7 protein-coding genes are annotated in these 9,574 nt (G+C 56.9%); 4 read left to right on the forward strand and 3 right to left on the reverse strand.

Features of this window, described 5'->3' with window-relative positions; genetic code table 11:
- Window positions 1–181: 181 nt before the first annotated feature.
- The 3 genes from ACH2EH_RS19115 to ACH2EH_RS19125 form a co-directional block, all read right to left on the reverse strand.
- Window positions 182–1,474, reverse strand: coding sequence for a hypothetical protein (locus ACH2EH_RS19115; RefSeq protein WP_395144155.1), 1,293 nt, complete (start codon window positions 1,472–1,474; stop codon window positions 182–184).
- Window positions 1,464–3,353: a S16 family serine protease gene (locus tag ACH2EH_RS19120; RefSeq protein WP_395144157.1), complete on the reverse strand. Its 1,890-nt coding sequence runs from the start codon at window positions 3,351–3,353 to the stop codon at window positions 1,464–1,466. The genes ACH2EH_RS19115 and ACH2EH_RS19120 overlap by 11 nt, the downstream gene beginning before the upstream one ends.
- A gap of 90 nt (window positions 3,354–3,443) precedes the next feature.
- Window positions 3,444–3,893, reverse strand: coding sequence for a hypothetical protein (locus ACH2EH_RS19125; RefSeq protein WP_395144159.1), 450 nt, complete (start codon window positions 3,891–3,893; stop codon window positions 3,444–3,446).
- Between the two features lie 228 nt (window positions 3,894–4,121).
- Between ACH2EH_RS19125 and ACH2EH_RS19130 the strand changes: the two genes are divergently transcribed.
- The 4 genes from ACH2EH_RS19130 (at window position 4,122) to cas1 (ending at window position 9,546) form a co-directional block, all read left to right on the forward strand.
- Window positions 4,122–6,887 carry an ATP-binding protein gene (locus ACH2EH_RS19130; RefSeq protein WP_395144161.1) on the forward strand — a complete coding sequence of 922 codons (2,766 nt, stop codon included), beginning with the start codon at window positions 4,122–4,124 and terminating at the stop codon, window positions 6,885–6,887.
- A gap of 63 nt (window positions 6,888–6,950) precedes the next feature.
- On the forward strand, window positions 6,951–7,247 hold the full coding sequence (locus ACH2EH_RS19135; protein ID WP_395144162.1) for a hypothetical protein: 297 nt from the start codon (window positions 6,951–6,953) through the stop codon (window positions 7,245–7,247).
- A gap of 92 nt (window positions 7,248–7,339) precedes the next feature.
- Complete coding sequence (locus ACH2EH_RS19140; protein WP_395144163.1) at window positions 7,340–8,542, forward strand: reverse transcriptase domain-containing protein; 1,203 nt, start codon at window positions 7,340–7,342, stop codon at window positions 8,540–8,542.
- The gene (gene cas1 / locus ACH2EH_RS19145; protein ID WP_395144165.1) at window positions 8,539–9,546 is read left to right on the forward strand and encodes a CRISPR-associated endonuclease Cas1; all 1,008 of its coding nucleotides are present in this window, start codon (window positions 8,539–8,541) and stop codon (window positions 9,544–9,546) included. Before ACH2EH_RS19140 ends, cas1 begins: the two co-directional genes overlap by 4 nt.
- The last annotated feature ends 28 nt before the right edge of the window (window positions 9,547–9,574 follow it).

Genomic DNA, 9,574 nt, shown 5'->3' on the forward strand with positions numbered 1-9,574 from the left:
CGTCGCGTCGGGCTTGGTGAGCTGGGCAATTCCCAGATAAACCGGTAGTGGGTTCTCTCCCACTGTGCAGACCATCGCATCGAATTTTTCAGCCATCATGTTGTCCTTTTCGTGTGTGCAATCTACCCTTTGCTTGCCCATCGAGATGTTCAGACAATAGGTAGGGCAATAGCTTCTGCGATTATACTTTCGTGGCTCCTCCTAAAGAAGCTAGCAGGGCTGTATCTTTTTCAAGATGTCCGCTTAGAGTTTGGGCAGTGGCCATAGATCGTGAAACGGGAATGTCTCGTGCGGCAATCAGAACAGGAAGCTTGCTCGCCGGAATATTGGGCTCATTTTTCAGGAATGACCAGAACTCGATCTCCCCTTCCAGAAAGTTGCGACTGAGTGCTAATGCTTCACGGCGGTTGGTCTGAATCTCTCGCAAAGCTATAGCAAATTTTGCAGGAAGGTAACTTGGAATTGGTAAGATATTGTTGCGCTCTAAAGACTGCTTCACAGTTTCTAATGCTTGAGAAGCAGATTTCAGAATCATAGAGATGTCTTTATTATTTGAAATCTGAGTAATATAAATGCTACAGGCATCCAAAGAAACACTGCGGGCAGTGATAAGAATCCTCTGAAGCTCGATCGCAATATCTCGCCGCACCATAAAGCTAGAGGGAGTAGAGAGGCGGGTTTTCCCGCTATGTGTTACGATCACCTGCACGATGTACTCTCCCTCCATGAGGCTCTCAATAGGAAGGGTGATACGATTTTCGCCGAGTGTGACGACTTGCGGCTTTTGGTTTAGCAAGATCACGATCCCCGCCGTCACAGGAAGGCCCACAAGAGGCTCGGCCTGGATCTCTACAGTCTTTAAGCCAATCTCTTGTGTGAGGTTAATCTCTTTTGTCGGTGGCGTAATACGAAGCCGTATGATCTCCGCCAAAGTGATCTGTTGGGGGACGATAGCCACTGCCCCTTTGCCACCGGCGAGATTAACGCGACCTGAGACCGAGTGCGTACCAGGGAGCAACCCACTCAGAGAGAGGTTACATTGATTTTCCTCGATGGGGACATTCGGCAGGGGGGTACTCCCTATTTCAAAATCAACCGATCGGATCGTCTCTCGAATAGAGCACTGGAGCTCACAGCGGCGGGTGATAATGTCTGTCTCCTCCCGTATTAGAATTGAGGCGGGGGGCGTGTCGTAGACATACACACGCATTTCGGCAACTTTCTCCTCAGGGCGCGCGCCGACCCGCCTGCGGAGGGACACCACATAGAACTCCCGGTCACTCTCTGCGATCCATTTCAATACCCATGCACGTTCTGTTGCTGCAGCCCCCAGTCCACCGACGACAAACAGGGACATCTCCACACCATTTTGGTCGGAATTACCCGAAATACGCACAATATCACCCCGCATGACGTGTAGCACTTTGGGCCATCCGCTTTGACCGAATTCAAATACCTGACTCTTAAAAATCATTTTCTTCTCGTTTGATCCGCTGATACTCCGTTTGAATGAGATCAATCCACAATCCCGTCACCATATCCTCGGGGCAATAGGTCAGCGCCTGAGAAAGTGCGGCGGTGGCCTCAGTAAACCGAAGTGTCTTGTAGAACTGCATCCCACGAATGATCATCTCTCGCGACAGGTTCACACGGCTATCAATACTCCGCACTTGCCCATTAGGCACTTTCTGCAGGAGGACTTGTCGGGTTAACTGGTCAATGTGGGAGACCGCGATGATCTGATGTGCCATGTACAGTTTCGGGGCAGCGAAGAAAACGGGTCGTAATGCCATGGCAACGGAGGCTGGAATCGCGATCAAGGAAACACTTCGATCTAATAAGGCAGCAATCGCTTTATCGGGAATCCCCCCCACCGCAGTGATATTGCCGTTTAAGGTGATCGCACCGGTCACCGCAGTACTGGAATCGATGAAGAACTGGCTAACCGCGGAGATCATACAGGTCGCGGCAGCAGCACCGCCTGAGTTCCCACTAATCTTTAGTCCCGACTGACCGGCACTCAAATTGATATCGAACTTATTAGGATTAATCGGTCGATTGCTACACCAAAGCTTTACGACAGCATGAGCCGACTTACACCCTTCCTGAAACGATGCATCACCAGAATTGATGACATTCAACTTCCCGGATCCGCTGGTAGCAGTTGCGTAGACGCGGTGTGTCTCTCCCTCTTCCGATACGACTGTATTGCCCCGTATTGTTTGCAACACTCCAAGGCCTGTGATTGCCCCTACCTCACCCGTTCGGTCTAGACGGTTTGCTTGAGCGAACCTGTCCGCAAGATCGGCGTAGTTCGGTTTTGGGTCGTAGTCCAGGTTCCGAATCGTGGAGCGCGTGGCGACCAAACGAGTGTCCGAGTATTCGATGTACTGGAGATTTGTGACGGTATTTTTCCCTTTCTGTAGCGGAACCGATGGAGCGATCATGAGGTCGCACGCCTCAGAAGCAGAGGGGAGTTGGAGAAGAAGCTTGCCATCCATATGGACTTCATCTCCCGCCTTCTCGTGACAATACGAGAGGATCTGCCACTTGTAGCTGGGCCGAATCGAGCCCCGGATTTTGGAACCAGCCCCATAAACCATGGACTCCGTAGCAACATCGTAGTACATCCAGAAGGCAATTTGATTGGTCTTAGCCCCTATAATCAGAAGTTTATGACCATCGGTGTTCCCCTTTAGGATACGGTAACAGATGTTTAACGACCAGTTATCCAAGGAGGTGTTGCGATGGTTACAGATCAATACCCCTAGAGTATTTTCGTTGCCTGTGCCAAAACGGGCATACCGATCAAGGTGAACATCACCTGCACTCACACAGGCAGTCAATGAGGGATGCAAGCTTTGATCCGTCGGCCTGGCAATGACAAATACCCCCGTCTTGGGTAAGGGGGTAGAGCGATCCCGTTTAAGTTGGATAGCAGCGAGATCGGGCCGCCGGCTCTTCAATTCAGGAATAACACTGGCGAAACCACGCAGGACTAGCTCACTGCTAAGGTTCTTGTCATCAGGTGGCAGGATCAGATCCCCAAAGATAATAGGGAGTTGACTACTCCGATCAGTTCCTAGATAACGGTACTTTATCCTCTTATCCTTCAACAGATCCTGGATGAACTTACTACATTCTTCCCTCCGCAACAGATTCAGCGAAGAGGCGGTGATGGCATGAAGGCTTATCGAGATTAAGGGGCCGGCATCTACGGGATAGAGGTCGATATCAATAGTCTCACCCACGATTATGGAACCAACTGTGACGATCCGATCCTCACGCCCCTTTATTTCCTTCTGATCTAACCAAGCAAATGTTACAATACTTAGAAAATCTTTACGATTCATATAAATCCCCGTAGTTATTTTCCGATTAAAACACGACCTTGTCCTTACTTCCGTATTCTTTGCGGGACAAGGTCGTGCATTATTTTAATTTCAGTTCGTCGTAAAAGTGAATTTAGACCCCTGATTCAGTTTCCCACCACCACCTTTTATCAGAAATCCCGCATAAATACTAGTCAACAAAATCGTTGCAACTCGAACATCCGCCCCATACCGGGTATGCTTCGCATTCACTCCCATCTTGGTTCCATCCGAAAGATTCAGTGTTTCAAGACTAACTTCGGTTTTTCCAGGGCCACCAAAAATGATTCCATTTCGACGTTGGATAACCCTGCCTACTCCCGTTGCCCCCGAAGGAACAATAATTTTTCCATTTTTGTCTAGGACATCTGCGGTAACCCGATATGTCGCTTGGGCACCAGCTTCCGATGCATCCGTCATAAGTTCAACAGGAATCACTATCCCCGCAGGAACATCAACCGCAAAACACACAGCGTTTGTGGTCACGCTTAACAACAAAACCATAGCAATCATCTTGCACATAACTAAATTTTTCCTAACGTTAATTTCCAGCCTACTTCCAGCTGACCGTGAAACGATCCATGCGCCTTGAAACGATGGATCGAGCAGTGTGGAATCTTCCTTTTCTCTCCCGCATGGGGACATCCGCCGAAAGCGTGGGATCTCACCTCACAGTTTAGCCAGGCTTTTGTGATCGATTTGTGATCGCAACAGGAGGAGTTATTGTTGATGGTGAAGTATTCACTGTTTGTGGCCTCTTTATCCGCTTCTCTGATCCTCATCCAAGCCTCCCTGCTAGGCGGTGTCTCACTACGGGTGAAGGGGGAAGAAAAGGCGGCTCTACTGCAAGCGCCGACCTGTGCCCTCTTGGCGCTTCTCGTGCTGGAAGGATCAACAAGCCCCCTCTCTCAGGATCGGCTCAGTCGGATGATCTGGCCGGAGTATCCCGACGATGACGAAGGGGATACCCGGCGCAGGAATAACTTCCGGCGGCACTGGATGCTCCTGCGGCGTGCCTTTGGGCCAGAGGCGGAAGCGGCGCTCCTCAAGACCCGGCGCGATGTCCGCCTCAATTCCCAGCTCTGCCAGACAGATGTCGGGGAGTTTCGGAGCGCGGCGCAAAAGGGGCTACACGGGGAGCTTGCCGCACTGGAGCAGGCGAGTGCTCTGGCTGAAAAAGGGGGGCTTTTGCCGGACTGGGAAGCGCCGTGGCTAGAGGCACACCGGGTGGCGCTTGCCAAGGAATCCACGGCGGTCTGGCTGGCACTGCTGGATGCCTGGGAGCAAGCAGGGCACTTGCAAGAGGCGCTCACCTTGCTGGAGCGCAGGCGCGTGACACACCCGGAAGACGAGCGGTTTCTGCGACGCCGGTGGTTGGTTCTGCTCCAACGGGGCAACGAGGCCACGGTGAAGCAGGAGGTCCAAGAGCTGTTGCGCTTGGGCCAGGGCGAGCCAGAAACACGCGCCCTGGCGGAGCGACTCGCGCGCGAGCTGGAGCCGTCTCCCACCCAGCAAGAGCCGCTCCACTGCCTGCCACTTCCCACGACTCGCACGCGCTTGCTGGGACGTGAGGGTGTGCTAACCCTGCTTCACGTGCTCTTGCCAGGCACGCGGATTGTCACGCTCCATGGCCCCGGTGGTGTGGGCAAGACCCGGCTCGCACTGGAGGCCGCGCCGCAGAATGCATCGCGGTTTCGAGACGGGGCGGCATTTCTCGATCTGACACGCTTGCTTCCCGGTGCCCGCCCCTATGCCTTCCACGCCGAGCTCGGTCGTGCCATCGGGCTGGAGTCGGCATCGGAGACCAGCCTGTATGCAGCGCTCCGGCACCGTGAGCTGCTCCTGGTTCTGGACAATGCGGAGCACGTGCGCGAGCTCACACGGCAGGTGCTCAGCGAGCTACTGTCTCACTGCCCCGCCCTCCACCTTCTCCTCACCAGCCGCGAGCCACTGCGCCTCGCCGGTGAGCGCCTCATCCCGGTGGCTGCACTCCCTGCCGAAGAAGCTCTCTCGCTCTTCTGGGAGCGTGCCCCCCTTGCTCAGATTCCGCAAACCACGGCGGAGCAGGCTGCCGCTCAGGCGATCTGTGCTCGACTGGAGGGGCTCCCTCTCGGCATCGAGCTCGCCGCGGCCTCGCTGGAGCGCTTTGAGGGCCTGACGGCGCTCGCCGAGGAGCTCGCACACTCGTTTCGCTCCCTGGCCAGCACCACAGATGATCCCCTGCTCCCACCACGTGCCCATACCCTCACAGCGACAATCCGCTGGAGCGAGGCACTGCGCACCGAAAAGGAGCGGACTCTCTTCCGCACCCTCTCGGTCTTTGCCGGTGGTGCTAGCCTGGCCCCCCTTGCTGCCATCGTCGGTTGGGACGAGCCACAAACCCAGCAGCTCGCGGAGTCTCTAGTCGCCGCCTCACTCCTCCAGTCCGAGGATCCCACACGCTGGCGCTTGGCGGAGCCCCTGCGCGAGTATGCGTGGGATCGGCTGGAGGAGGCACACGCAACCCGCAAAATCCAGCAAGCACATGCCACCTGGTTTCTGGGCTTTGTGGAAGAGACACCGCCCCGGGAGCGCGTGGAGCAGGAGCGGGCGAACCTGGAGCGGGTTCAAGCCTTTCTTTTGGAAAGCAAACAGGCCGATCTGGCCCACCGCCTCGGGGCGGCTCTCTGGCGCTTCTGGTACCAGTACGGTAGCCTGGTCGCCGGACAATCCTATCTGAAGGCTGCCCTCCTCCTCGGTGCGAGCACAAACACCCCCTCACGCCGAGAAGCACTGCTCGGGGCAGCCAACCTTGCCTACGCTCTACGAGAGCCCACGGAGAGTGCGCCGTTTGGTCAGGAAGCCCTGGAGGCCAGCCGCGTGGTCGGCGATGGCGTGCGCGAGGCACGCGCCTTAGGAACCCTTGGACTCACGGCACTCAGTGCAAAAGAGTTTGTCGCGGCTCGGTCGTACTTCCTCAAGGCGGAGGAGCGCTTCGCCGCACTGGGGGATCTGCGCGGGGTTCGCCGAACGCGCGATAACCTCGCTCTCACCGCCACCGAGTCCGGCGATCTGGAGGAAGCTCTCCGGCTCAGCGCACTAAGCCTCTCCGGGCTACGCGAAGAAGGCCCCAGCGGCACACTGCTCGTTGCCCTCAACAACGCCGCTCACCTTCACCTCCAGCGTCAGGAAGACTCGGAGGCACTCACTTATCTACAAGAGGCACTCCCCCTTGCCCTGGAGCTGAGGCAGTGGCGTGGGCTGCTCCAGTCGCTCATGGCGGTCGTCACTTGGACGGAGCGCCAGAAAGACTACGTTCGGTGCGCCCCGCTCATCGGCGCGATTGCTACCCTCCGCCTGCAGCACAGCCAACCCACGCCCCAGGATGCCAAGAAGGGGTACGACGCGCTGGCGCAGCGGGTGGAGGAAGCTCTGGGAACGGAGCGATTTGCCGTCTTGCAAACAGAAGGCGCTCGTCTTCCTCTGCCCGAGCTTATCGCTCTGGCAATGCACAAAACATATTCTCATGCCTTCTAGCCAAGCGTAAAAATTCTTTTTGGTGCGGTGTCGCAAAAGATAGCCTCCCTTGCATTAGGGGGCATGCGAACGAAAACACACACCCTCATCGTCTTCGCGGTGGCTGCTCTCAGCGCCCCGCTCTTCTCCATCCCGGTGTACGGGACCGTCCCACGGGCAGCGGCAGTGGTTCCCCTCCCCCCTCCTGCTTGGACGGTCTATGTCCTGGTCGGAGGCGTTCCCGTGGATGTCACCGACTCGGCCAGCCATGGGGAAGGCCACGTCTACCTAAACGGGGTACTGCTGGGGGACATTGCGCCCGATGGCAGCATTCTCGACGGAAACGCAGTCGTCGTCGGCTTCGTGGTCGTCGAGCCCTAGCCAGCACACTCGCCCCGCCGTTTTTCGGTGGGGCACTTTTTCATCTTGGTTCTGCGCAAGGGCGCTCTGATCGCAGTGGAGGAGAAGGAAGAATGAATAGCCTGATGTCCCAGATCGTGGACGAGGAGAATCTCTATGCAGCTTGGCAGCGGATCCGAGCCAACCAAGGAGGCCCGGGTGTGGATGCCATGCACTTGGCTGATTTCGAGGCGAGGCTTCCTACCCACCTTACCCAACTGGCAACCGCTCTGCAGGACGAGAGCTACTTGCCCCTCGGGTTACGGCGGGTTTCTATCCCCAAGAAAAGTGGGGGACAGCGAGAGCTTGCCATTCCGACAGTGACGGATCGGGTGGCACAACGCGCGTTTGTTAATGTGCTTGAGCCCCTCTTTGAGCCGATCTTTCTTCCGTGCTCCTTCGGGTACCGGCCTCAACGTAGTGTGGACGATGCCGTAGAGAGGGTGCTAGCGTACCGGACGGCAGGGTTGGACTGGGTTCTGGATGCGGATGTACGGGACTTCTTCTCCTCCGTGGATCATGGGATGCTACGCCAGCGCCTGCAACACCATATCTCAGATCGTAGCGTGCTGCGGGTCATCTCGCTCTGGCTGGAGGCGGGAGCGCTGGAGGCGACGGAGAAGCGCCCCTCGCTAGTCCAGACAACCGCCGAGCGGCTCCGAGGAACACTCCAGAGCATGATCCATGCAGAGAACAATCTCCCAGACGAAACCCAGGACTGGGAGCGTCCCACACGCGCAGCGAACCTGCTACGGTTCGGGGGCGAAGCGGCGCGCCTTGCCTGGGACTATCGCAAGTTCCTGCTTCCCGCTCTTACTAGCAAAGCGGTGCTCCTCACCACAGGGCTGGGAGTCACAGCCGTGGCGGGTGTCCTAGCGACGGATTATGCTCTCTCGCGACGACGCCCCCGGCTGCGTGGCACGCCTCAGGGGAGCCCTCTCTCCCCCCTACTCTCCAATGTGTATCTGCATCCCTTCGATGAAGCGATGAGCCGGGCAGGGCTGCGCCTGGTGCGCTATGCGGATGACTTCGTGGTCTGTTGCCCCTCGGAAGCACGCGCTCGGCAGGCACAGGAGCTCGCGACTCGGGAGATGGAGCGCCTCCGGCTCACGTTGCACCCAGAGAAGACTCGGATTCTTTCCTGTAGAGATCCGCTGGAGTTTCTGGGACATGCCTTCGATGATGATGGGGCGCTTCCTATCCCTGCCCCACAACGCAGGCCTGGTGTGGAGATACGGACGCGATGGGAAAAGCTCTTGAAGGAAAAACGAGTATGAGCAAGTCGGTACTCTATGTCACGATTCCAGGGGCCTGTGTCCACCAGGAACATGGTCGGCTTCGGGTAACGAAGGGTAAGGAACTCCTGCAGGAGGCTCGTCTCTTCGATATCGAGCGGGTAGTGATTGTCGGCGGAACGGCAGGCGTCACGAGCACGGCGGCCACGGCTCTAATGGAAGCAGGAATTGAGTGTGCCTTTCTGTCGTCCATGGGAAAGTTTCGGGGGATCTTGTCTCCTGTGAGGAACCGAGGGGCGGGTGTGCGTCTGGCACAGCTCGCTGCCCATATGAACCCCGCACGGCGGCTGGAGCTTGCCCAGACTCTCGTGGTGCGTAAGGTCAAGAACAGCAGCACATTGCTCTCGCGCTTCACGCGCAATCACCCTGAGCTTCCGTTCAAACGCGAGCAGGATCGTCTTTTTGCCGCGCAGCACGCTGCGAGTAATGCCCCGAGTGTAGAAAGTCTCATGGGCTTTGAAGGTGAGGCGGCGGCGGCCTATTTTTCGGCGTTTGGGCAGATGCTGGGCGGTGGTTTTCGCTTCACCGAGCGGAGCCGTCGCCCGCCTCGTGACCCTGCTAATTCCCTCCTCTCGTTTGGGTACACTCTCCTAACTAGCGAGACGACCGGAGCCGTTGTTGGAGCAGGTCTCGACCCCACCATCGGGATGCTTCACAGCTTGGACGAGGGACGGCCCAGCCTAGCGCTGGATCTGATGGAGCCGTTTCGCAGTGCCGTGGTGGATCGCCTGGTGCTCCACATCGCCAATAACCGAATGCTCTCGCCCTTGGAAGATTTCACGCAAGATGCAGACAATGGCCCCCGCCTGACTGATGCCGCCCGGCGGAAGTTTCTGCGCGCCTACGAGGAGCGGATGACCGAGACGTTTCATCCCCATAAGTCTGGCAAGGAGACCAGTTTACGTGAGCGGCTCCGACGTGAGGCGACCAACTTTGCAGCGGCTTTGCGTGACAATAAGCCTTTTCGTCCGTTTGCACTGCCCTGAGACGAGGAAATAAATCCATGTTGTATGT

The organism is Armatimonas sp., assembly GCF_043760365.1.
Classification (GTDB): Bacteria; Armatimonadota; Armatimonadia; order Armatimonadales; family Armatimonadaceae; genus Armatimonas.